The organism is Arthrobacter sp. SRS-W-1-2016 (assembly GCF_002009585.1).
GTDB classification, from domain to species: Bacteria; Actinomycetota; Actinomycetes; order Actinomycetales; family Micrococcaceae; genus Arthrobacter; species Arthrobacter bambusae_A.
Map to the genome: position 1 here is coordinate 1 of NZ_MTPV01000013.1, position 21,529 is coordinate 21,529.

19 protein-coding genes are annotated in these 21,529 nt (G+C 64.6%); 7 read left to right on the forward strand and 12 right to left on the reverse strand.

Annotation, left to right across the window (positions count from 1 at the left end):
• Positions 1 to 103 precede the first annotated feature (103 nt).
• Together BMF89_RS02925 and BMF89_RS21860 are read right to left on the reverse strand one after the other, a co-directional pair.
• Positions 104 to 457: an Rv2175c family DNA-binding protein gene (locus BMF89_RS02925; RefSeq protein WP_059389151.1), complete on the reverse strand. Its 354-nt coding sequence runs from the start codon at positions 455 to 457 to the stop codon at positions 104 to 106.
• Positions 450 to 725, reverse strand: coding sequence for a hypothetical protein (locus BMF89_RS21860; RefSeq protein ID WP_216353781.1), 276 nt, complete (start codon positions 723 to 725; stop codon positions 450 to 452). Before BMF89_RS21860 ends, BMF89_RS02925 begins: the two co-directional genes overlap by 8 nt.
• On the opposite strand from BMF89_RS21860, the gene BMF89_RS02930 reads away from it, so the two are divergent.
• Both BMF89_RS02930 and pknB read left to right on the forward strand, forming a co-directional pair.
• A complete protein-coding gene (locus BMF89_RS02930; protein ID WP_078105584.1) occupies positions 682 to 2,052 on the forward strand; it encodes a lytic transglycosylase domain-containing protein in 1,371 nt (456 codons plus the stop codon). The genes BMF89_RS21860 and BMF89_RS02930 overlap by 44 nt on opposite strands.
• 73 nt (positions 2,053 to 2,125) lie before the next feature.
• On the forward strand, positions 2,126 to 4,216 hold the full coding sequence (pknB, locus tag BMF89_RS02935; RefSeq protein WP_078105585.1) for a Stk1 family PASTA domain-containing Ser/Thr kinase: 2,091 nt from the start codon (positions 2,126 to 2,128) through the stop codon (positions 4,214 to 4,216).
• A 71-nt stretch (positions 4,217 to 4,287) separates the two neighbouring features.
• On the opposite strand, the gene BMF89_RS02940 is transcribed toward pknB, so the two are convergent.
• Entirely contained in the window at positions 4,288 to 5,658 is a 1,371-nt protein-coding gene (locus tag BMF89_RS02940) for a class II 3-deoxy-7-phosphoheptulonate synthase (protein ID WP_253190678.1), read from the reverse strand.
• A gap of 123 nt (positions 5,659 to 5,781) precedes the next feature.
• Positions 5,782 to 6,582 carry a lysophospholipid acyltransferase family protein gene (locus tag BMF89_RS02945; protein ID WP_078105587.1) on the reverse strand — a complete coding sequence of 267 codons (801 nt, stop codon included), beginning with the start codon at positions 6,580 to 6,582 and terminating at the stop codon, positions 5,782 to 5,784.
• 156 nt (positions 6,583 to 6,738) lie between these two features.
• On the opposite strand from BMF89_RS02945, the gene BMF89_RS02950 reads away from it, so the two are divergent.
• Positions 6,739 to 7,554 (forward strand): alpha/beta fold hydrolase, encoded by an 816-nt coding sequence (locus BMF89_RS02950; RefSeq protein ID WP_078105588.1) that lies wholly within the window; start codon positions 6,739 to 6,741, stop codon positions 7,552 to 7,554.
• The gene (locus tag BMF89_RS02955) at positions 7,547 to 8,095 is read left to right on the forward strand and encodes a hypothetical protein (RefSeq protein ID WP_078105589.1); all 549 of its coding nucleotides are present in this window, start codon (positions 7,547 to 7,549) and stop codon (positions 8,093 to 8,095) included. Before BMF89_RS02950 ends, BMF89_RS02955 begins: the two co-directional genes overlap by 8 nt.
• A gap of 41 nt (positions 8,096 to 8,136) precedes the next feature.
• On the opposite strand, the gene BMF89_RS02960 is transcribed toward BMF89_RS02955, so the two are convergent.
• Complete coding sequence (locus BMF89_RS02960; protein WP_078105590.1) at positions 8,137 to 9,252, reverse strand: ROK family glucokinase; 1,116 nt, start codon at positions 9,250 to 9,252, stop codon at positions 8,137 to 8,139.
• Between the two features lie 207 nt (positions 9,253 to 9,459).
• On the opposite strand from BMF89_RS02960, the gene BMF89_RS02965 reads away from it, so the two are divergent.
• Positions 9,460 to 11,271, forward strand: a complete 1,812-nt coding sequence (locus tag BMF89_RS02965; RefSeq protein WP_078105591.1) for a long-chain fatty acid--CoA ligase — start codon at positions 9,460 to 9,462, stop codon at positions 11,269 to 11,271.
• Between the two features lie 97 nt (positions 11,272 to 11,368).
• On the opposite strand, the gene BMF89_RS02970 is transcribed toward BMF89_RS02965, so the two are convergent.
• A complete protein-coding gene (locus tag BMF89_RS02970; protein WP_078105592.1) occupies positions 11,369 to 14,764 on the reverse strand; it encodes a pyruvate carboxylase in 3,396 nt (1,131 codons plus the stop codon).
• A gap of 312 nt (positions 14,765 to 15,076) precedes the next feature.
• Between BMF89_RS02970 and BMF89_RS02975 the strand changes: the two genes are divergently transcribed.
• A complete protein-coding gene (locus tag BMF89_RS02975) occupies positions 15,077 to 15,895 on the forward strand; it encodes a ParA family protein (RefSeq protein WP_078105593.1) in 819 nt (272 codons plus the stop codon).
• A 143-nt stretch (positions 15,896 to 16,038) separates the two neighbouring features.
• Here the strand turns inward: BMF89_RS02975 and BMF89_RS02980 are convergent, their stop codons facing one another.
• The 5 genes from BMF89_RS02980 to gcvH form a co-directional block, all read right to left on the reverse strand.
• Entirely contained in the window at positions 16,039 to 16,632 is a 594-nt protein-coding gene (locus BMF89_RS02980) for a MerR family transcriptional regulator (protein ID WP_078105594.1), read from the reverse strand.
• A gap of 242 nt (positions 16,633 to 16,874) precedes the next feature.
• Positions 16,875 to 17,378, reverse strand: a complete 504-nt coding sequence (locus tag BMF89_RS02985; protein ID WP_078105595.1) for a bifunctional nuclease family protein — start codon at positions 17,376 to 17,378, stop codon at positions 16,875 to 16,877.
• Positions 17,378 to 18,094 carry a MerR family transcriptional regulator gene (locus tag BMF89_RS02990; RefSeq protein WP_078105625.1) on the reverse strand — a complete coding sequence of 239 codons (717 nt, stop codon included), beginning with the start codon at positions 18,092 to 18,094 and terminating at the stop codon, positions 17,378 to 17,380. The genes BMF89_RS02985 and BMF89_RS02990 overlap by 1 nt, the downstream gene beginning before the upstream one ends.
• Before the next feature lie 20 nt (positions 18,095 to 18,114).
• Positions 18,115 to 18,594 carry an FHA domain-containing protein gene (locus BMF89_RS02995; RefSeq protein WP_078105596.1) on the reverse strand — a complete coding sequence of 160 codons (480 nt, stop codon included), beginning with the start codon at positions 18,592 to 18,594 and terminating at the stop codon, positions 18,115 to 18,117.
• A gap of 141 nt (positions 18,595 to 18,735) precedes the next feature.
• A complete protein-coding gene (gcvH, locus tag BMF89_RS03000; protein WP_078105597.1) occupies positions 18,736 to 19,122 on the reverse strand; it encodes a glycine cleavage system protein GcvH in 387 nt (128 codons plus the stop codon).
• A 163-nt stretch (positions 19,123 to 19,285) separates the two neighbouring features.
• On the opposite strand from gcvH, the gene BMF89_RS03005 reads away from it, so the two are divergent.
• Positions 19,286 to 20,179 (forward strand): DNA-formamidopyrimidine glycosylase family protein, encoded by an 894-nt coding sequence (locus BMF89_RS03005; protein WP_078105598.1) that lies wholly within the window; start codon positions 19,286 to 19,288, stop codon positions 20,177 to 20,179.
• 21 nt (positions 20,180 to 20,200) lie between these two features.
• Here the strand turns inward: BMF89_RS03005 and BMF89_RS03010 are convergent, their stop codons facing one another.
• Positions 20,201 to 21,424 carry an MFS transporter gene (locus tag BMF89_RS03010; RefSeq protein WP_078105599.1) on the reverse strand — a complete coding sequence of 408 codons (1,224 nt, stop codon included), beginning with the start codon at positions 21,422 to 21,424 and terminating at the stop codon, positions 20,201 to 20,203.
• Positions 21,425 to 21,529 lie beyond the last annotated feature (105 nt).

Below are 21,529 nucleotides of genomic sequence, written 5' to 3' on the forward strand. Positions count from 1 at the left end.
TCGCTTACAACCTTCCTGCCCCCCCCCCTCCCCCCCCCCCCTCCCCCCCCCGCCCGCCCCCCCCCCCCCCCCCCCCCACCACTGTATTTAAGGCAGGATTCCCTTACCAGGCGAGCGATTGGGCCCTGCGTCGGATTTCAGTTTTGCGACCTTCGCGGAGCGCATCGACAGGGCGGCCACGCAGCGACTCATCCGGAGTGAAAAGCCACACAATGAGCTCCTCATCCGTGTACCCGGCATCGCCAAGCACTGCGATGGTGCCTTTCAGGCTATCCACCACATGACCGTCCTGGATAAAGAGGGCAGGAATCGAACGGATATTGCGTTCGCCCACTCTCACAGCCACCACTGCACGCTCATCCAGAAGACCGTGGACCTTGGTGATTGAAACGTTCAGCAGCTCTGCCACATCGGGCAGCGGCAGCCATTCGGAAACGAGGCTTTCTACATTACTCACGGATCAAGATTGCCACGCCCTCGCGCTTTGCGCCTAGCCAGACGGGCAGCAGGGGCCGAATTTGTGCCTTCGAATTGCCCAAGAATCGAATGCGCAGTGATTTCTTGTGCGGAATCGAAAAATGTGAGAGATTCACATTGATCACATTTGCATCACTACTCACTTTAGTAACACTGGCAACAGCGGCATTCCCAACGTCCGCTGCTGAGATGAGGATTGCTCCCATGACGACGCCCCGCTCGCCCAAGAAGACAACGAGCATGCCCATAATTGCGGCCACCACAGCGGCGCTGCCCGCCGTCATGCTCTCTTCACTGGCGCTCGCCCAACCGGCAACCGCGCTTCCGGCGGTCCAAACCCAGAAGATCCCCGCATCATTGGCTGCGGCCATCCAGGCCCAGGCTCAGGCCTCGGCCGTGCCTGCAAACGTCATTCCCGCGTCCGCGGTTGCTGCGACCATTCCGGCCGCCATGCAGCCCATGGCACCCGCCGTTCCGGCCACCTACACCATCGTCCGGGGCGATACCATCAGCGGCATCGCGGCCCGCTACGGGTTGAACACCAACACCGTCCTGCAGCTCAACGGGCTCTCGGCCAACACCATCATCTACCCGGGCCAGCAGATCAAGTTGTCCGGTTCCGGGGCTGCTCCAAGCGCGCCGGCGCCCGCGCCAAGGCCGGCACCCAGCCCGGCGCCGTCGTCGTCGGCTGCCAGCTACACGGTGGTCCCAGGGGACACCCTCGGCGGCATTGCCGCCCGCCACGGCGTCGCGCTGTCCGACGTCTTCAATTGGAACGGCCTCAACGGCCGCTCCATCATCTACCCGGGACAGAAGATCAAGGTGAGCGCGGGAACGAGCGCACCGGCTCCCGCGGCACCGGCCCCGGCCCGCCCTGCGGCGCCGGCGGCACCTGCGCTTGCCAACACCGGCTCGTACACCATCAAATCGGGAGACACCCTGGGCGGCATCGCGAACCGCCTTGGCGTGTCCCTGTCATCGCTGCTGTCGGCCAACAAGCTGTCGATGAACACGATCATCTATCCGGGGCAGAAGCTCGCCATTCCGGGCGCTCCTGCCGCACCGGCCCCTGCTCCCGTCAGCACTCCCTTGGTCCCGAGCACATTCCTGGGCTACCGGTACCCGGACGCTGTGGTCAGTTCAGCCAACGCGAACAAGGCCCTGCTCAATGCGTCCCCGGTCCCCAGCACCGCCCAGATGAAGGGCATCGTGGCTGACACCGCTCGTCGGATGGGAGTGGACCCGTCGTTGGCCATGGCATTCGCCTACCAGGAGTCCGGCTTCAACCAGCGTGCGGTTTCTCCCGCCAACGCCATCGGCACGATGCAGGTCATTCCCTCCTCCGGCGAGTGGGCTTCCGAGTTGGTGGGCCGCAAGCTCAACATCCTGGACCCGTATGACAATGTGACCGCCGGCGTCGCCATTATCCGGGCCCTCGTCAACACAAGCAAGGACCTGCCCACTGCCATCGCAGGGTACTACCAGGGCCAGTACTCGGTGAGCAAGCACGGCATGTACGACGACACCAAGGCCTACGTCGCCTCGATCCTGGCCCTGAAGAAGAACTTCAGCTAAACCACATCGCATAACCCGGGCCCGGATCGCATGTCGATTCGGGCCCGTGTTTTTGCTCAACTAGGATCGTAGGGTGCAGGAACAAGTTTCGGACCATCTCCTCGGATCCCTCGTGGACGGGCGCTACCTGGTGCGGTCGCGCCTTGCAGGCGGCGGAATGTCAACCGTCTATCTCGCCACCGACGAGCGGCTCGATCGCGACGTGGCGCTCAAAGTGCTGCATCCGCACCTGGCCAACGACCAGAACTTCCTGGACCGCCTGCAACGCGAGGCCCGGGCCGCGGCCAGCCTTTCCCACCCGCACGTCGTGGGAGTCCTCGACCAGGGACAGGACGGCCACATTGCCTACATCGTCATGGAGTACATCAAGGGCCACACCCTGCGGGACGTCCTCAACGAGAAGGCAGCGCTTCCGCCCCGGCTGGCCTTCGCACTGATCGATCCCGTCATCGAAGGGCTCGCCGCGGCCCACTCGGCGGGGCTGATCCACCGCGACGTGAAACCGGAGAATGTCCTCATCGCCGACGACGGCCGCATCAAAGTGGGCGATTTCGGCCTGGCCCGGGCGGTCACCGCGACAACCAGCACCGGTGCCCTGATCGGCACCGTCGCGTATTTGGCTCCCGAGCTCGTCCTCGGCAAGCCCGCCGACGCCCGGAGCGACATCTACTCCACAGGCATCATGCTTTACGAAATGCTGACCGGTGGCCAACCCTACGCGGGCGAGGTTCCCATCCAGGTTGCCTACCAGCACGTCAATTCCGCCGTCGCTCCGCCGTCGCGCGCTGTGCCCGGACTTGCCGCGGACGTGGACGAACTCGTCCAGTGGTGCACCGCGAAGGAACCCGAAGAGCGGCCCGTGGACGGTTCGGCACTCCTGTCGGAACTGCGGCATATCCGTACAACGTTGAGCGACGCGCAACTGGACATCAACCCGCCGGCTGCCAAGGCGGCAATTCCGGAAGGCCATCAGGAAGCGGCCGGGGCAACCGCCGTCGTCGCGCCTTTCCACGCCGAACGCACGGAGCCCCTCGAACGGATCGGCCGTCCGACGGAGATCATCTCCAGCCAGCGCAATCCAACCACGGTGCTTCCGCCGTCGCGGTTCTCCCCCGGCGCCACGGCTTTCGACATCCAAGTGCCGCAGGACCGGGAGCCCGAGGCCCCGGACGAAGCCCCGGCGAGCAAACGCGACGTCAAACGGATGGCGCGCCAGGAAGAGAAGGACCGCGTCCGGGCCGCGGCCACGCCGTCGCGCACTTTGCGCGAAGGCAATCCGCGCCGCCGGGCGGTGATCTGGACGATTGTCGTGATTGTCCTGGCGATCCTGGCCACTGCGGCAGGCTGGTTCTTCGGGATGGGGCCCGGCTCGCCCGGAACCATCCCGGACACCAAGAACAAGACAGTGGCTGAGGCACAGCAACTGCTGAGAACCGCCGGCTTCCAATCCGAGCCCAAGGATGTGTACGACGACGACGTCACAGCCGGGTTGGCGGTTGGAACGGAGCCCGCGTCCGGCCAGGTGGTCCGGAAGTTCCAAGCGGTGTCACTTTTCGTCTCGAAGGGCCCACAGTTGTTTCCGCTTGCTTCGATGTCGGGATTGACACTCGACCAGGCCAAGAATGCCCTGGGCGTGGCCGGCATGACACTCGGCCAAGTCACCGGGCAGTATGACGACAAAGTGCCGTCAGGCTCGATCATCTCCCAGTCTCCGCCCCAGGACACCGCAGTCCGCCACGGTACCCCGGTGGCGCTCGTGGTCTCCAAGGGACCGCAGCCCCTCCCCGTTCCCGACGTCCGCGGCATGAACCAGCAACAAGCCGTCCAGGCGATCAGCGACGCCGGATTGACCGCGAAAATTGCGCCGGAACCCGTCAATGACAAGAAGGTCCCCGCAGGCGCCGTGGTCAGCCAGAGCCCCGCCAACGGCACTTTGGTCCGGGGTGACTCTGTCACGTTGACCCTGTCCAAGGGCCCGAAAATGGTGCATGTCCCCAACTTCATCGGCAAGCAGGCAGACGCCGCCCGCAAAGCCCTGGAATCGCTCGGATTCGACGTCAAGGTCAACAACATCCTGGGTGGCTTCTTCGGGACCGTCCGTGACCAGAACCCCGTGGACAGCGATGCGCCGGAGGGTTCCGTCATCACCTTGACAGTGGTGTAGGACGCGCGCAGACAGGAAAGGCGATCCGGAATATTCCGGATCGCCTTTCCTGTCTGCCGTGCACGTCTGGACTACCGCTTGGTGAGCGCCCCGGCTACGAGGAATGCCATTTCGAGCGACTGCATGTGGTTCAGGCGGGGGTCGCACACCGACTCGTAGCGGTCCAGGAAGGCGTCCTGGTCAATGGGATCGGCCCCACCAAGGCATTCCGCGACGTCGTCGCCGGTCATTTCCATGTGCAGGCCACCCGGTACCGTGCCGAGGGCGTGGTGAACTTCGAAGAAGCCGCGGACTTCATCCACGACGTCGTCGAAGTTGCGGGTCTTGTACCCGTTGGGCGAGGTGACCGTGTTCCCGTGCATCGGGTCCGTGACCCAGAGAACCTGGGCGCCCGAGGCAGTGACCTTCTCGACGACGGCGGGCAGCTTCTCGCGGATGTTCTTGGAGCCCATCCGGGTGATGAAGGTGAGGCGGCCAGGCTCGCGGTTCGGGTCCAGCTTGTCAATGAGCCGCAGCGCGTCGTCTCCGGAGGTCCCGGGACCGAGCTTGACGCCGATGGGATTACGCACGCGGGACAGGAAATCCACATGGGCATGGTCGAGCTCGCGCGTGCGCTCACCGATCCAGAGGAAATGCCCTGAGGTGTCGTACGGAAGCCCGGTGCGGGAGTCAATGCGGGTCAGGGCCCGCTCGTAGTCGAGCAACAATGCCTCGTGGCTCGCGAAGAACTCCACGCGCTTGAGGGCTTCGAAATCGGCACCGCAGGATGCCATGAATTTGATGGCTCGGTCGATGTCCCGTGCCAGGGACTCGTAGCGGGCATGGGCGGGGTTTTCGGTGAAGCCCTTGTTCCACAGGTGCACCAGGCGAAGATCGGCGAAACCACCCTGCGTGAAGGCGCGGATGAGGTTCAGCGTGGAAGCCGAGGTGTGGTAGGCCTTCAGCATGCGGCTGGCATCGTGGGCTCGGGATTCCGGGGTGAATTCGTAGCCGTTGACGATGTCGCCGCGATAGGCGGGCAAGGTCACGCCGTCGCGGGTTTCGTCGTTCGACGAACGGGGCTTGGCGAACTGTCCGGCCATGCGGCCCATCTTGATGACTGGCATGGCCGCACCATACGTGAGGACAACGGCCATCTGCAGGATGGTGCGGACCCGGGCACTGATCTTGTCCGCCGTCGCGTCCTCGAAAGTCTCGGCGCAGTCGCCGCCCTGCAACAGGAATGCCTTGCCCTGGGCCGCAGCCGCCAAACGCTCGCGCAATACGTCCACTTCGCCAGCGAAGACCAGCGGCGGAAGCACGGAGAGTTCTTTGACGGAGGCATCGAAGACACCCCTGTCGGTCCAGGTGGGTTGCTGCGAGATAGGCAGCTGGCGCCAATCGTCCAAGCCGGGATAGTTTGCCGCGCCGCTTTGCGCGGTGCTGGTCAGGGGGCTGCCCAGGGAACTGGTCAAGGGGCTCGTCACGGACGGTGCGGGGTTCGCGGATAGCTCAGTCACTCTCCAAGACTAGTTGCCTTGCCCGCTGTTCGGGGCACGGCTTCCGTAACCCTTATTCCACCGCCGTCACACTTTCCCGGCCACCGCGCCGTCGCCGTCCGGCCCCGAACCGTTGCCGGGGAGCCGCCTCCCCTTTTCACCGCCGTCGCGTGGATTCCCTTCGGACCCGCCGGCCGGCTCCGGAAGCTGCCCGGCGAGCCGCTGCTTGACGACGGCGGCGTACTCGTCCACGTATTCCTGCCCGGAGAGCCGCATGAGTTCGTACATGATTTCGTCGGTCACGGCGCGTTGCACGGAATGGTCTTCCTCCTGGCCGTAATACCGGCTGAAGCCCATCGGTTGACCGAAAATGATCCCGATCCGGCGGATATTGGGCAAACGTTTGCCGATGGGCTGGACCTTCTCAGTGCCGATCATCGCCACGGGAACAACGGGCACCCGGGTCTGGAGTGCAAGTTTCGCGACCCCGACTTTGCCCCGGTAGAGCCTGGCGTCGGGACTGCGGGTGCCCTCGGGGTAGATGCCCAGCAGTCCGCCGTCGGCCAGGACGTCCCTGCCGGCCTGCAAGGACAGCTCGGACGCGGCGCCGCCCGAACGGTCCATCGGCAACTGGTTGGTGAGCCGGAAGAACAAGGCCGTAAGCCTTCCTTTGAGCCCGGTGCCCGTAAAGTACTCGGACTTGGCAAGGAAACTGACGCGCCGGGGCACCATCACCGGCATGAAGATCGAGTCCGAAAAGGACAAATGATTGGAAGCGAGAATCGCGGGGCCATCGTGGGGAACATTGTCGAGGCCCTTGACCCAGGGACGGAACAGCAATTTGAGAAGCGGACCCAAAAAGATCCGCTTCATGACCCAATAGAACACGTTGGTTCCTCTCCGGGGCGGCGTCTGCAAGGCGTCCGGACGGTCCCGGTCCGCATTCAGAAGCCACCCTACTCCAGTGAGAAATGTCCCGAACAGTGACACGATGGACTCATCACGGAAAGCAGTGCCGCCAACTTCAGTAGCCTCGGAGTCATTATGAAAACCCTCCCCGATCCCTCGCCGTACGCCAGCGGCTTCACCGGTAGTGGACCCAGCATCGGCGTCGTGATGAGCCACGGCTTCACGGGCAGTCCGCACAGCATGCGCCCTTGGGCGGAGTATCTGGCCGCGGAGGGCTACGCGGTCCGCCTCCCGCTGCTTCCAGGCCATGGGACAACGTGGCAGGACATGGCAGCGAGGCACTGGCAGGAGTGGCACCATGCGGTGGATGCCGCTTATCTCGAGCTACAGGCCGAGTGTGACTTCGTCTTCGCCGCCGGCCTGTCGATGGGAGGAACGCTGGCCCTGCGGATCGCGGCCACGCGGCCCGTGGCCGGCACCGTCGTCGTCAATCCGGGACTGGTGATCGACGACCCGCGCGCCGCCGTGGTCGGCATCCTCAAGCACGTCATGAAATCCACCCCTGCCATCGCCAACGACATCCTCAAACCGGGCATGGATGAAGGAGCGTACCCCAGGACACCGGTTGCCGCCGCGCATGAGTTGAAAAAGATGTACAAGGACACCGTCACCCTGCTGCCCCGGATTTCCGAGCCGGTGCGCGTCTTCCGTTCCTCCGTGGACCACGTGGTTTCGGATCGAAGCATCAGGCAGTTGAAGGAGCGGGTCACGGCTCCGATGGAGTTCAGTACCCTGGAGAACAGCTACCACGTGGCTACGCTGGACAATGATGCTCCGGAGATTTTCCGGGGATCGGCCGAGTTCATCAGGAAGACAATGGCGGGAGTGGCAAGCAGTTCCGCCCCCGCCGGCCAGTCCGGCACCGAGCTCCGGGATTCACCCCATGAATAGGCCGGGGCCCGATTCCCCCGACCAAAGCGCCAACAAGGACGACGACGCCGTCTGGCTCGATCTGGTGGCCCGGCTTGAGTCGATGCCTTCCTCGGCGCTCGACGAAGCGCCGACGGCGGAGACGCCAGCCAGCGATTCCGGAACCGAGACGGGTACGGGTACCGGTCCGCAGGACGTTCCCGGCCGGTCGTCGTCCCGTTCCTTCCAGGACTTCGATCCCCTCGGGTTGTCCAAAAGGGGCGCTCCTGAAGAATCCGGGGGCAGCGGAGCTGCCGGTCCGCGCGACTACGACGTCGACGACGAAAACGGCTTCGTCCCGGAGGAGCCGCCGAGCCTGGCCGGCACCGAACCGCTGACCATGCTCGCTTGGCTCGGAGCCGTGGGCGGCCCGCTTGCCCTGCTGTTCACCGCGATGTTCTGGCGTTCGGCACCGCTCCTGGCTGTGATGGGCATCCTGGCAACCTTCCTGGCCTCCGTTGTGTACCTCATCATGAGGCTGCCCCAGGAAAAAGACGAGAACGACGACGGCGCACGCGTCTGAGCGGGCTGCCGCCCTGCGCATCCCCTCGCGGCTGAGGCTTGCTAGCCGCGTGCCCGGCCGCTGACCCTTGACAGGTCGGCGGCACCGATCATCCCGGCCCGCGGTCCGAGTGCGGCAAGCTTGATGGCGGCCACGGGACGGAAGCCGCGGCCGGTGAGGTTCCGGGCGAAGGCTGTCCGCGCGGGGCCGACAAGAAGCTCACCGGCGTCGCACAGCCCGCCGCCGATCACAAATGTTCCTGGGTCAAGGGCAGCCGCGAGGTTTGCAAGGCCAAGCCCGAGCCAGTGCCCCACTTCTTCCAGGAGCTCCCTCGACGCGGAGTCCCCGGCTTTTGCCCGCTCCGTCACGGTTACGCCCGTGATGTTCCCGGCAGAGCCCCCGGCAGCCTTGAGCAATTCGAAGGCAACCGGTGAATTCCGCAGGGCAAGCTCCCGGGCTTCCCTGCCGAGCGCATTACCGGAAGCATATTGCTCCCAGCAGCCCCGGTTGCCGCATTCACAGCGATGGCCGCCGGGCACCACGATCTGGTGGCCGAACTCCCCCGCTACGCCGAACCGTCCACGCTCCACCCGTCCGTCCATGACCATGGCGCCACCGATGCCTGTGCCGAGCGTGATGCAGACGAGGCGGCTCTCCCCTTGCCCCGCGCCGAAGCGCCATTCGGCCCAGGCAGCAGCGTCGGCGTCGTTGGTGACGAGTACCGGGCGCCTCAACAGGTGCTGCAGGTTTTCACGCAACGGCTCGTTTCGCCAGGCGAGATGCGGGCTGAAAAGCACCGTGCCGCCGTCGAGGTCCATCCAGCCGGCGGCGCCGATCCCCACGGAGGCTATGCGTTGGCTCCTACCCAACTCCTGGACAAGCTCGACGATCACTTGCTCTACTGCCCGGGCGTCATTGCCCGGCGTGGAGCGCCACGCTTCCTCGACCACGCGGCCCGAGGGATCCACAACTCCGGCTGCCACCTTCGTGCCGCCGATGTCGATGCCGATCGCCAAGCCCCTGCGGCCGAGATGGGAACGGCGCGCGGCCCACGGCACCGATTCCCAACGAAGGCCTCCGTGTGTGGAGCCGGCGCGCCGGCCGGTTGCGTTCGAACCGGACCAGGAAATCTTCCGGACTCTTGCCAGGATCTGGTCGTTGGATGAATTCAAGGGCATGTCGCCATCCTATTCCGCGTGCCGCATATGTACTGACATGGACGCTGCGCGGAGGGAACGTTCACACGCCCGCATTGGCGGAATTCCACGCTTCACGTAAAGTTACTCATCAGTAACTTGAGTATCGTGAATTGCGACACACCCATTACTTGGCCGTATAGAGTTAGAGCAGCCCCGCAATGGTCTGTTGATATCGAAGGAGCTATCGTGCGTGAATTCAGTGTTCCGCCCCTGGTGAATGTTGCCCCCGAAACCAACATCACGGACCTCGTGGTTCGTCAGGCCGCCAAGGCGTCCAACCCGGCACTGTTTGCCAAGCTCAACAGCGCCGGCCAATGGCAGGATATCCGGGCAACGGACTTCCTCAAGGACGTGTCGGCCCTCGCCAAGGGACTGATCGCCAACGGCGTCAGCGTGGGTGACCGCGTGGGCATCATGTCCAGGACCCGCTACGAGTGGTCCCTCGTGGACTTCGCCATCTGGTTTGCCGGCGGCATTTCCGTGCCGATCTATGAAACGTCGTCGCCGTCGCAAGTGGCCTGGAACCTCGGCGACTCCGGCGCGGTGGCCGCATTCGCCGAGTCCCCGCACCACGAAGACGTGATCCGGCAGGCCGTTACCGCCGAAGGCCTCGGCTCAGTCGCCCATGTCTGGCAGCTCGAAGGCGGCGGCCTTGACGCACTCCGCAACTCCGGCAGCGCCGTCAGCGACGAGGAACTCGAGGCGCGCCGCAGCAGCGCGGAACTGGCCGACGTCGCCACGATCATCTACACCTCGGGCACCACAGGCCGCCCGAAGGGTTGCGAACTCACGCACGGCAACTTCGTGGAACTCTCGGAGAACGCCCTGGCCTCCCTCGGGAACGTCGTCAACGAGAACGCCAAGACCATCATGTTCCTCCCGCTGGCCCACGTCTTTGCCCGTTTCATCTCGGTCCTGGCCGTCGCCGCGGGGGCCCAAGTGGCGCACACGCCCGATATCAAGAACCTCTTGGCGGACCTGCAGAGCTTCCAGCCCTCCTTCATCCTGGCTGTCCCCCGGGTCTTCGAGAAGGTCTTCAACTCGGCCCTCACCAAGGCGGAGGACGGTGGCAAGGGCGCCATCTTCCACAAGGCCGTGGACACCGCGATCGCCTACTCGAAGGCGCAGCAGTCGGGATCCGTCGGCTTGGTGCTCAGGCTCAAGCACGCAGTCTTCGACCGTTTGGTGTACGGGAAGCTTCGCGCTGCCATGGGTGGCCATGTCAGCCACGCCGTCTCCGGCGGTGGCCCGCTCGGTGAACGGCTGGGCCATTTCTTCCACGGTATCGGCCTGCAGATCCTGGAAGGCTACGGCCTCACGGAGACCACGGCGCCCATATCAGTCAACACCCCGTCCCTGATCAAGATCGGCACGGTGGGGGCGCCGCTCCCCGGCAATGCGGTCAGGATCGCCGACGACGGCGAAATCCTCGCCAAGGGCGTCTGCGTCATGAGGGGCTACTTCAAGCGGGATGACCTTGCCGCGGAAACCTTCGTGGACGGCTGGTTCCGCACGGGTGACATCGGTGAACTGGATGAACAGGGTTTCCTGAAGATCACCGGCCGCAAGAAGGAAATCATCGTCACCGCCAGCGGCAAGAACGTGGTGCCGGCCCTGCTGGAGGACCAGATCCGCGCGGACGCGCTGGTGTCCCAAGTCCTCGTCATCGGCGACAACCGGCCCTTCATCGGCGCGCTGGTCACCCTCGACGAGGAAGCCCTGCCCGGCTGGCTGGAGCGCCATGGCCTTCCCTCATCCACGACGACGACCGCTGCCGCGGACAACGCCCTTGTCCGGGCGGCGGTCCAGGAATTGATCAGCCACGCGAATCAGTCCGTCTCGCATGCGGAGGCCATCAAGTCGTTCCGGATCGTGCCGTCCGACTTCACCGAGGCTTCCGGCCACCTCACGCCGTCGCTGAAGGTCAAGCGCGCCCAGGTCATGAAGGACTTCGACGCCGTGATCGAGGAAATGTACTCGGCGCCCAAGGCGTCCTGACGCGCCACACGCGACGCATCGGTCAAAGCAATGAAGGAAGGTCCCGGGCTTTAGCCCGGGACCTTCCTTCATGTGTGCTCCACGGAGGAGCGGGCCGCTATTCGACCACGATCAGCAGATCGCCGCCCTGGACCTGCTCCACGTTGTTGATGGCGAGGCGCGAGACCGTGCCGGCCACCGGCGTCGTGATGGACGCCTCCATCTTCATTGCCTCGATAGTGGCGACGGTGTCGCCGGCCTTGACGGTGTCCCCGGCTTTGACAGTCAGCGTCACGGCGCCGGCGAACGGCGCTGCGACCTGGCCGGGCTGGGACGCATCCGCCTTCTCCGCCGCCTTCACGTTGCTGACGACGGACTTGTCGCGGACCACCACGGGGCGGGACTGGCCGTTGAGCTTGCACATGACGGTGCGCATGCCCTTTTCGTCAGGCTCCGAGACTGCTTCCAGGGAAGCGATCAGGCGCACGCCCTTTTCGAGCTCCATGACGTGTTCGGTACCGAGCTGGAGACCGTAGAGGTAGTCGCGGGTATCGAGCACCGACAGGTTGCCGTAGGTATCCACGCTCTTGAGGTAGTCCTTGGTGGGGCCCGCGAACAGCAACCGGTTCAGGGTCCTCTGGCGGGACTTCGAATCACCCTTGAGCGCCGCGCTGTCTTCGGCGCTCAATTCGACGTCGCGGACCTTGATGCTGCGGCCCTGGAGCGCCTTGGTGCGGAACGGCTCCGGCCATCCTCCGGGAGGATCTCCCAGTTCACCCGACAGGAAGCCGATGACGGAGTCCGGGATGTCGTAGTTCTGCGGGTTCTCGTTGAAGTCCGCAGGATCCGCATGGATTCCCACGAGGTGCAGGGCGAGATCACCGACCACCTTGGACGACGGCGTGACCTTCACCAAACGGCCCAGAATACGGTCCGCGGCGGTGTACATGTCCTCAATGGCCTCGAAACGCTCGCCAAGGCCGAGCGCGATGGCCTGCTGGCGCAGGTTGGACAGCTGGCCGCCCGGGATTTCGTGCTGGTAGACCCGGCCCGTAGGACCGGGAAGCCCGGATTCGAACGGTGCGTAGACCCGCCGGACCGCCTCCCAATAGGGCTCCATGGAGCTCACGCTGGCCAGGCTGAGCCCGGTATCGCGCGGCGTGTGTGCCAATGCGGCCACGAGGGCCGACGCCGACGGCTGGCTCGTGGTACCCGCCAGGGACGCTGACGCGACGTCGACGGCGTCCACGCCGGCGTCCACAGCCGCCAGCAAGGTGGCCAGTTGGCCGCCTGCGGTGTCGTGGGTGTGCAGGTGGACAGGCAGGTCGAAGCGTTCGCGCAAGGCGCTGACAAGCTTGGCTGCGGCCGCCGGGCGAAGCAGTCCGGCCATGTCCTTGATGGCGAGGATGTGCGCACCGGCGTCGACGATCTTCTGGGCGAGGTCCAGGTAGTAGTCGAGGGTGTACAGGGTCTCGTTCGGGTCGAGGAGATCGCCGGTGTAGCAGAGTGCCACCTCAGCTACCGCGGTGCCGGTGGCCCGCACTGCGCGGATGGCCGGAGCCATCTGGTTGACGTCGTTGAGGGCGTCGAAGATGCGGAAGATGTCGATGCCCGTTGCCGCGGCCTCGTTGACGAATGCCTCGGTGACTTCCTCCGGGTAGGGCGTGTACCCGACCGTGTTGCGGCCACGCAGCAGCATCTGCAGGCAGACATTGGGCAGGGCCTTGCGCAGGGCGGCCAGCCGGTCCCAGGGATCCTCGCCGAGGAAGCGCAAGGCGACGTCGTAGGTGGCCCCGCCCCAGGCTTCGACCGACAGCAGCTCGGGCAGCAGCGCGGAGACCGCAGGGCCGGCCGCGACGAGGTCGCGGGTACGGACACGGGTGGCGAGCAGCGACTGGTGCGCGTCGCGGAATGTTGTGTCGGTGACGGCGACGGCGGTCTGTTCGCGCAGCGCCTTCGCAAAGCCAACGGGACCAAGCTCCTGCAGCTTCTGGCGCGAACCGGCCGGTGCAACGATCCCTGCAACCGAAGGGAGCTTGGCCGCGGGATCCGTGTGGACTTTGAGTTCGCCGTTGGGCTTGTTGACCGTCACGTCGGCCAACCAGGTCAGCAGCTTGGTTCCGCGGTCCGCGGAGACGTGGGACTTCAGCAGTTCAGGGCGTTTGTCGATGAAGTCGGTCGCCACGTTGCCGGCAATGAAGTCGGGGTCCGCGAGGACGGCCTGGAGGAAGGGGATGTTGGTGGACACGCCACGGATCCGGAACTCGGCCAGACCGCGCCGGGCACGGGCCACTGCGGCCGGGTAGTCGCGTCCGCGGCAGGTCAGCTTGACCAACATGGAGTCGAAGTGCGGGCTGATCTCGGCACCCGAGTAGACCGTGCCGCCGTCGAGACGGACACCGGCGCCGCCGGCCGAACGGTAGCCGGTGATCTTTCCGACGTCGGGCCGGAAGCCATTGGCGGGATCTTCCGTGGTGATGCGGCACTGCAGGGCGGCGCCCTTGATGGATACCGACTCCTGGCTCAAGCCGAGGTCTGCGAGTGTCTCGCCCGAGGCAATGCGCATCTGCGCCTGGACGAGGTCCACGTCCGTGATTTCCTCGGTGACCGTGTGCTCAACCTGGATGCGCGGGTTCATCTCGATGAAGACGTGCTGGCCGGCCCGTTCGCCCTCGGTGTCCACGAGGAACTCGACCGTTCCGGCGTTGACGTAGTTCAGGGCCTTGGCGAAAGCCACAGCATCCCGGTAGAGGGCCTGGCGGATTGACTCGTCCAGGTTGGGAGCCGGAGCGATTTCCACGACTTTCTGGTGGCGGCGCTGCAGGGAGCAGTCGCGCTCGAAGAGATGCATGACATTGCCCTCGGCGTCCGCCAGGATCTGCACCTCGATGTGACGGGGACGCAGCACGGCCTGCTCCAGGAACATGGTGGGATCGCCGAACGCGGCGTCCGCCTCGCGCATGGCCGACTGGAGGGCTTCCGGAAGGTCCTCGCGGGTCTCCACCCGGCGCATGCCGCGGCCGCCGCCACCGGCGACGGCCTTGGCGAAGATCGGGAATCCGACCTCGTCCGCCGCGGCGATGAGCTCGTCGATGTCGCGGGACGGCGCACTCGACTTCAAGACCGGCACGCCCGCCTTGCGGGCGGCCTCGAGAGCGGCGACCTTGTTGCCCGCGAGCTCAAGCACCTCCGCCGGAGGGCCGACAAACGTGATGCCCGCCTCTTGGGCTGCCCGGGCGAGGTCAGGGTTTTCCGACAGGAATCCGTAGCCCGGGTAGATTGCGTCCGCACCCGCTTCCTTGGCGACCCGGACGATTTCATCCACGTCCAGGTAAGCGCGGACCGGATGACCCTCCTTGCCAATCAGATAGGCCTCATCAGCCTTCTGACGGTGGATCGAATTGCGATCCTCATACGGGAAGACCGCTACGGTCTTGGCGCCGAGTTCGTAGCCGGCGCGGAAGGCCCTGATCGCGATTTCGCCGCGATTAGCCACCAGAATCTTGGAAAACATGCTTCTCCTGCATCATTGCGGGTGTAACGGTCGGTGGTCACAGTGTGTAAGACCTCCATACCCAAACACAAATCTTTGTGGTGACTGTCACACGGGAATTCGTCACGAGCAGTGTACCTTCGCGCACGATGCAGTTTCACGTGCTAAAAGCTGATCGACTTCGGACGGCCCAAGCCGTTCCGGGCCGATAAGGCAGGAAACAGCGGCCACTCAACATATGATGTTGAAGGGCAGCGGCAGAGCCCCGGTTCCGGCAAGGCCGGAACACAAGCACCGCGACACGGCAACCGGCGTTAGGTTTTGGGTTTTCAAGTGCAAGTAGTCAGCATCAGCAGCCTCAAAGGCGGCGTGGGCAAGACATCCGTCACCACTGGGCTAGCCTCGGCCGCATTGGCCGCAGGGATCCCCACCCTTGTCGTGGACCTGGATCCCCACGCGGACGCCACCACGGCCCTCGGCGTCCAGGCCGGCGAGCAACTCGACATTGGCCGCATGCTGAAGAACCCCCGCAAGGCGAGGCTCTTGGACAACGTGGTCAGCAGCGGCTGGGTTGACCACCCCCGCGGCAATGGCGGAGGGACGGCCCTTGATGTCGCCGTCGGATCCGCCTACACCGGAATCTACGATCGGCCGGACCTTGGGCGCCGCGATCTCCGCCGCCTGACGGCAGTCCTTGCCGCGGCCGAAAAGTACGAGCTGGTACTCGTGGACTGTCCGCCGTCCCTCAACGGCCTCACACGCATGGCCTGGACCGCGAGTGACCGCGTGGTCCTCGTCGCCGAACCGGGGCTCTTTTCGGTAGCCGGCACGGAACGCACCATGCGCGCCATCCAACTGTTCCGCCAGGAGTTCGCCCCCCAGCTGGCCCCGGCAGGGATCGTTGCCAACCGCGTCCGTCCCGCCTCGTCCGAGCACACCTTCCGCCTCGCCGAGATGGAATCCATGTTCGGCGAGCTCCTGCTGGCACCGCACATTCCGGAGCAGGCCAACTGGCAGCAAATCCAGGGGGCCGCCCACGCAGTTCACCACTGGCCGGGCGACTCCGCCAAGAACACCGCCAAGCTGTTCGACACGCTTCTGGCGAATATGTTGTCCTCCCACAACGGCACGCGGGACCGCCGCAAACGCTGACGGGAGTCCTCGGGGCAGAAGCCGCCCTTTCGAGATCATCGATCGTCGAGAAAAGCCAATGGAGCCGCCTTCCTGTTGGAAGGCGGCTCCATTGGTCTTCAGTGGCATCTTCTGTGGCCGCTGGCGGCAAACCCGACGGCGGTTCAGCCCGTCCGGCGCGCGGAGCGGCGCTTACTGAGTTCGTCGTCCGGAAATGACTGTTCTGCGGCGTGTTCGCTCGGAAGGGCGGCAAGGCTGCCCTCGACTTCGCGCCACACGCGGCCTACCGCGATGCCGAATACGCCCTGGCCGCCCTGCACCAGGTCAATGACTTCGTCCGCGGAAGTACATTCATAGACGCTCGCGCCGTCGCTCATGAGCGTGATCTGCGCCAGGTCTTCCACTCCCCGTTCGCGCAAATGTTCAACGGCCGTGCGGATCTGCTGAAGGGACACACCTGTATCCAGCAGGCGCTTGACGACCTTGAGTACCAGGATGTCCCGGAAGCCATACAGGCGCTGCGATCCGGAACCGGCGGCGCCCCGCACTGCGGGTTCAACAAGTCCAGTACGTGCCCAGTAGTCCAGCTGACGGTAGGTAATCCCTGCCGCCTTGCACGCGGTGGGGCCACGGTAGCCGGCATCTTCGTCCAGGACCGGAAGGTCCTCGGTGAAAAGCAGACCCTGGGCACCGCTTGCGGGTACAGCAACGCCTGTCGAGGCCTGCTTTAGCTCGCCTGCTTCGCCTTTGGGACTCACGTGACCCTCCTTGTCAGAAATTCCCTTGGGGATGGTGCATACGGGGGCAACACGAAAAGGGGAAATGCACTCGTGTAATTTCAACGCGTCCGCACCTTTCAGTGTGACCTGCGCGGGTCCTGTACGCAACGGGAACTTGATATCTTCGACGTTAGGCGTGCCGGGGCCTCAGGTCAAAGACGTCCGGGCCCTTTTCGGATCGTGTCGAAACTTTCATCCTCCACTTTAACCTTAGGCTACCTTCAGCCTTCGAAATCCTCAGGCTCCACATCGTCCAGGAACTCCCGGAATCGGCGCAATTCCCGCTCTTCGTCAACTTCGGGACCCGGTTCGGCGTCTTCGCCTTCGTCGTGTTCCGTGATCCTGACGCCGGCTTCGTCCATCACGGCGTCGGCACACCAGATGCGGCATTTCGCCCGCAACGCAAGCGCCAGCGCGTCGGAAGCGCGGGAACTCACCACAGTGCCGTCGTCGAACTGGAGCTGGCCGTAGAAGATATTGTCCTCGACCGCCACGATGTTCACGCTGATGATCGTGTGGCCCAGCGCCTCCACGACGTCGATCATCAAATCGTGGGTCATGGGCCGGGGCGGCACCACGCCTTGTTGAGCCAGGGCGATGGCGCTGGCTTCGGGCGTGCCGATCCAAATGGGAACATGGCGTTCCCCGTGCATCTCACGCAAGAGGACCAAGGGCTGGTTTGAAGGCAGTTCAATCCGCACTCCAACGATCTCGACCTCAATCATCATGCATCCATACGGGAGATACGGTCCTGCACCAAAGCTCGATGCAGGCTGAGGCAGAGTTCGCTGATTTCCCGGGCGGCTTCGGCAGCCCGGGATTGCGATGCCGCATCCTTGCGGGACGTCAAGGGAGCGACAACACGTTCCACCAAGCCGAACTCGCGCTCAGCTGCCGCCTGGAAGGGACGGAGGTGCCGCGGTTCAAGTCCGTGGCTTTCAAGTTGGACACACGCGCGCGCCACTTGGAGGGCGTGTTCGTCGAATTTGCCGTTGACGTGACTGATGAGCCCATAACTGAGGAGTGACTGCAGGAGCGGAACGCTGGCGCCGGATTCCGTCCGCAGCTGTTCCTCGCTCAGGGCACGTGCGCGGCCCTGCAGCTCGGCCGCGAGTTCATCCGAGACAATACGGGGGGAAACCGACACCCCCGGCGGGAGGTTTTCGGGGCGCTCTCCACGGTCGATCGCGTCGAGGTAGTCCTTGATGACTTTGAGGGGCAGGTACTGGTCACGCTGGAGGGACAGCACGAAGCGCAGGCGTTCGACGTCGCTTTCGGCGTATTGCCGGTAACCGGCGGGCGTACGCTTCGGATTGATCAGTCCCTTTTCCTCAAGAAAACGGATCTTGGACGCCGTCATGGTAGGAAAGTCGTCGCTGAGTTGCGCGAGGACCTCTCCGATGTTGAGGACCTGCGGTCCTCGCCGTTCCGGCTGGGGCAGTGCCACAGGCGTACCCGGAATCAGTCTTGGCCTGCTGCGCGGGCAGGGCTCAGGTAGTAGGTGAGGCGGAACTTGCCGATCTGAACCTCGCTGCCGTTCTTGAGCAGCACGTTGTCCACCCGGTCCTGGTTGACATAGGTGCCGTTGAGGCTGCCGGTGTCGACGACTTCGAAGCCCTCGGGGGTGCGTACGAATTCCACGTGCTTCCGCGAAACCGTCACGTCATCCAGGAAGATGTCCGCATCCGGGTGTCGGCCGGCAGTGGTGGTGTCCGAGTCCAGGAGGAACCGCGCACCAGCGTTGGGGCCGGTGTGGGCAATGAGCAAGGCCGAGCCAGGAGGCAATGCCTTCACCGCGGCGCGTTCCTCGGCTGCCAGAGGCGGGCGGTCATCCGGCTCGTGATGGCGCACCGGGGTGAGCTGGATCGAGGTGGTCTCCGAGGTTGGCTGTCCTACAGCACCGTGCTCGTCCCGGGCGTGGTTCCGCTTACCGCCAACCATGGAATTCCTCCTCATCCGCCGGCCGTTGTCACCAACTGCCGGTTACGCAACTGCCCGGTTCCCCCGGGCCAAACAGGTCGCTGGCCCGCCGCCGTCGCTCCCCTGTTCCGGGGAGAACCGACTTGGCGGGCCAGATACCATTTAGCCTACCTGTTGTTCGTACTCTGATGCACTGAGAAGGGTCTCGATGGCGTCAGCTTCCGAAAGCTTTACTTCGAACAGCCAGCCGTCACCGTAGGGATCCGAGTTGATCAGGGCAGAGTCGGTGTCGAGAGCCTCGTTGCGGGAGACAATTTCGCCGCTGACCGGGGCGTATATGTCGCTCACGCTCTTCGTGGATTCCACTTCACCCACGACGTCGTTGCCCTTCACCGTAGTGCCGGGCTCGGGGAGCTGGGCATAGACGACATCGCCGAGGGCATCCTGGGCGAAGTCCGTGATGCCGACGCGCACGACGCCGTCTGCATTCGGGGCGCTGACCCATTCATGTTCGGCGGTGTAGGAAAGATCGGCAGGAATGTTGCTCATGAGTCGCCTTTCATCGGGACATTTCGGACCACGACGGCGGCCCGGTCATCCGGCCACCGCTGAAAGTATAAGCACATCCATGCCCCCTCCCCACAGGTGTCTGGAATGATTGGAAGCAGACTCGAGACGCATATTCCTGCACCGCCGTCGAAGGAGCGCGATCATGCCGGAGCTGCCCGAAATTACTGCCCTGGGCGACTTTCTGGACGAGAAGCTGGCCGGGGCCCAGCTCACGCAGGTATTGCTCGCATCGGCGTTCCCCCTGAAGATAGCGGATGTTCCCCACGAATCCCTGGTCGGGCGGACCGTCGAATCCGTCGGACGGCGGGGCAAATTCCTCGTTTTCGAGATCGCTCCCGAGGCTCCGGACAGCGGAGGCTTTGCAGAGCCCCTGTACGTGATCGTCAGTTTCGCGAAGTCCGGCTGGCTCACCTTCTCGGACAAGCAGCCCGGTAGCCAAGCACCTGCTGTGGGCGGATATTTCGCGGCGCAGTTGGACTTTTCCAACGATGGCAGCGATTTTGGCATCACCCTGACCGACACCGGAACGTGGAAGGGATTGGCCATCTTCATCGTTCGCGAGCCGGCGGACGTCCATGGCATTGCGGAGCTGGGGCCGGATCCCCTTGACCCCGCCTTCGGCCTGGACGAGTTCAGCCGGCTTTTCACGCACCGGCAGCAGGTCAAGGGGCTCCTGAAGAACCAGAAGCTTATGGCGGGTATCGGGAACGCCTACAGTGACGAAATCCTCCATGCGGCGAAGCTCTCTCCCGTTGCCCACGCTTCTTCGTTGGACCCGGACGCACTGAAGCGTCTCTTCACCACGATGCAGGACATTCTCACGGGTGCCATCAGGGGGCTGTCGGGCAAGAAACCGGAAGACCTGAAGGCGGCCAAGAAAGCCTCGATGAGCGTGCATGGCAGGACCGGCGAGCCTTGCCCGGCCTGCGGGGACACTGTGCGCGAGGTTGCCTTCGTGGGGACTTCGCTGCAGTACTGCCCTACGTGCCAGACCAACGGCGAGATCCTGGCCAAACGCCGTTCGGGCGAAGACTGATCCTGAGGGACCTGCTTTTCGCTAGGCGACCGGCGCCTCCTCAGGTTCGCGTACGACGTCGGGGGCTGCTTGCTGCGCGGAAGCTGGCTGCTCCGCTCCCCCGCGCCGGGCGGCTGCCGCGGCGGCAATCATGACGAGCAGGGCCGCTACGGTGATGGCGGCACCGGCCCAGATCGGCGAGGTGTACCCCAGGCCCATGGTGATGGTGATGCCGCCCAGCCAGGCGCCGAGGGCGTTGCCCAGGTTGAAGGCGCCGATATTCGCGCCGGAGGCGAGGGTGGGTGCGGTGGCGGCAAAGTGCATGACGCGCATCTGCAGTCCCGGAACGGTGGCGAAGCCGAATCCGCCCATGAGTGCCAGCGAGAACAGGGTGGCCACCGGGCTCGCGGCGGTGAGTCCGAAGAACACGAGCACGAGCACCAGCCCCGCGAGGATGACAGTGAGCGTTTTGTCGATGGATTTGTCGGCCGCTTTGCCGCCGGCGATGTTGCCGACGAACAGCCCGGCGCCAAACAGGACCAGCAGCCACGGGACGGCGCGGGGATCGAACCCGGAGACGTCGGTCAGGGTGAAGGCAATGTAGGTGAAGGCACCGAACATGCCGCCGAATCCGAGAATTGTGACGATAATCGACAGCCAGACCTGGCCGGACTTGAACGCTCCGAGCTCGCTGCGGAGGCTGCTGGCGACTGCCCCTTCTTTAGTGCGCGGGACCATGAGGGCGATGCCGATGAGGGCGACGACGCCGATGATCGTGATGGCCCAGAAGGTGGACCGCCAGCCGAGGTTCTGGCCAAGGAAGGTTCCGAAGGGCACGCCCAGCACGTTCGCGGCGGTGAGGCCCGTGAACATGATGGCAATGGCTCCCGCCTTTTTGTGGGCCGGGACCAGGCCTGCCGCGACCACTGAGCCGATGCCGAAGAAGGCTCCATGGCAGAGCGCTGCGACAATGCGTCCGATCAGCATTGCCTGGTAGCTGTCCGCGATGGCGGACAGGAAATTGCCCGCGATGAACAGGACGAGGAGCCCGATCAGCACAGGCTTGCGGGGCAAGCGGGTGACGGCCGCTGTAACCAGGAGGGCGCCGACAACGACGCTCAGCGCATAGCCGGTGATGAACCAGCCGGCGGCCGCTTCGCTGACTCCGAAGTCGGTGGCAATTTCTGGCAAGAGGCCCATGATGACGAATTCGGTCAAGCCAATGCCGAATCCGCCGAGGGCAAGGGCGATCAACCCTGCGGGCATGTTGTTGCTCCTTTGTGGGGATGGATTCCCGTGAGACTGGAAGTGCGTCGCCGAGAACCGTAGAATATTAGTTGCAGACGCTGCATATATAGTTGCACACGCCAT

Excerpts from the sequence above, each read along its gene's own strand:
- BMF89_RS02930 (WP_078105584.1), top strand. The coding sequence starts at position 682 with ATGACGACGCCCCGCTCGCCCAAGAAGACAACGAGCATGCCCATAATT.
- BMF89_RS21860 (WP_216353781.1), bottom strand. The coding sequence starts at position 725 with ATGGGCATGCTCGTTGTCTTCTTGGGCGAGCGGGGCGTCGTCATGGGA.
- BMF89_RS02950 (WP_078105588.1), top strand. The coding sequence starts at position 6,739 with ATGAAAACCCTCCCCGATCCCTCGCCGTACGCCAGCGGCTTCACCGGT.
- BMF89_RS02955 (WP_078105589.1), top strand. The coding sequence starts at position 7,547 with ATGAATAGGCCGGGGCCCGATTCCCCCGACCAAAGCGCCAACAAGGAC.
- BMF89_RS02960 (WP_078105590.1), bottom strand. The coding sequence starts at position 9,252 with ATGCCCTTGAATTCATCCAACGACCAGATCCTGGCAAGAGTCCGGAAG.
- BMF89_RS02970 (WP_078105592.1), bottom strand. The coding sequence starts at position 14,764 with ATGTTTTCCAAGATTCTGGTGGCTAATCGCGGCGAAATCGCGATCAGG.
- BMF89_RS02985 (WP_078105595.1), bottom strand. The coding sequence starts at position 17,378 with ATGATTGAGGTCGAGATCGTTGGAGTGCGGATTGAACTGCCTTCAAAC.
- BMF89_RS02995 (WP_078105596.1), bottom strand. The coding sequence starts at position 18,594 with ATGGTTGGCGGTAAGCGGAACCACGCCCGGGACGAGCACGGTGCTGTA.
- gcvH (WP_078105597.1), bottom strand. The coding sequence starts at position 19,122 with ATGAGCAACATTCCTGCCGATCTTTCCTACACCGCCGAACATGAATGG.
- BMF89_RS03005 (WP_078105598.1), top strand. The coding sequence starts at position 19,286 with ATGCCGGAGCTGCCCGAAATTACTGCCCTGGGCGACTTTCTGGACGAG.
- BMF89_RS03010 (WP_078105599.1), bottom strand. The coding sequence starts at position 21,424 with ATGCCCGCAGGGTTGATCGCCCTTGCCCTCGGCGGATTCGGCATTGGC.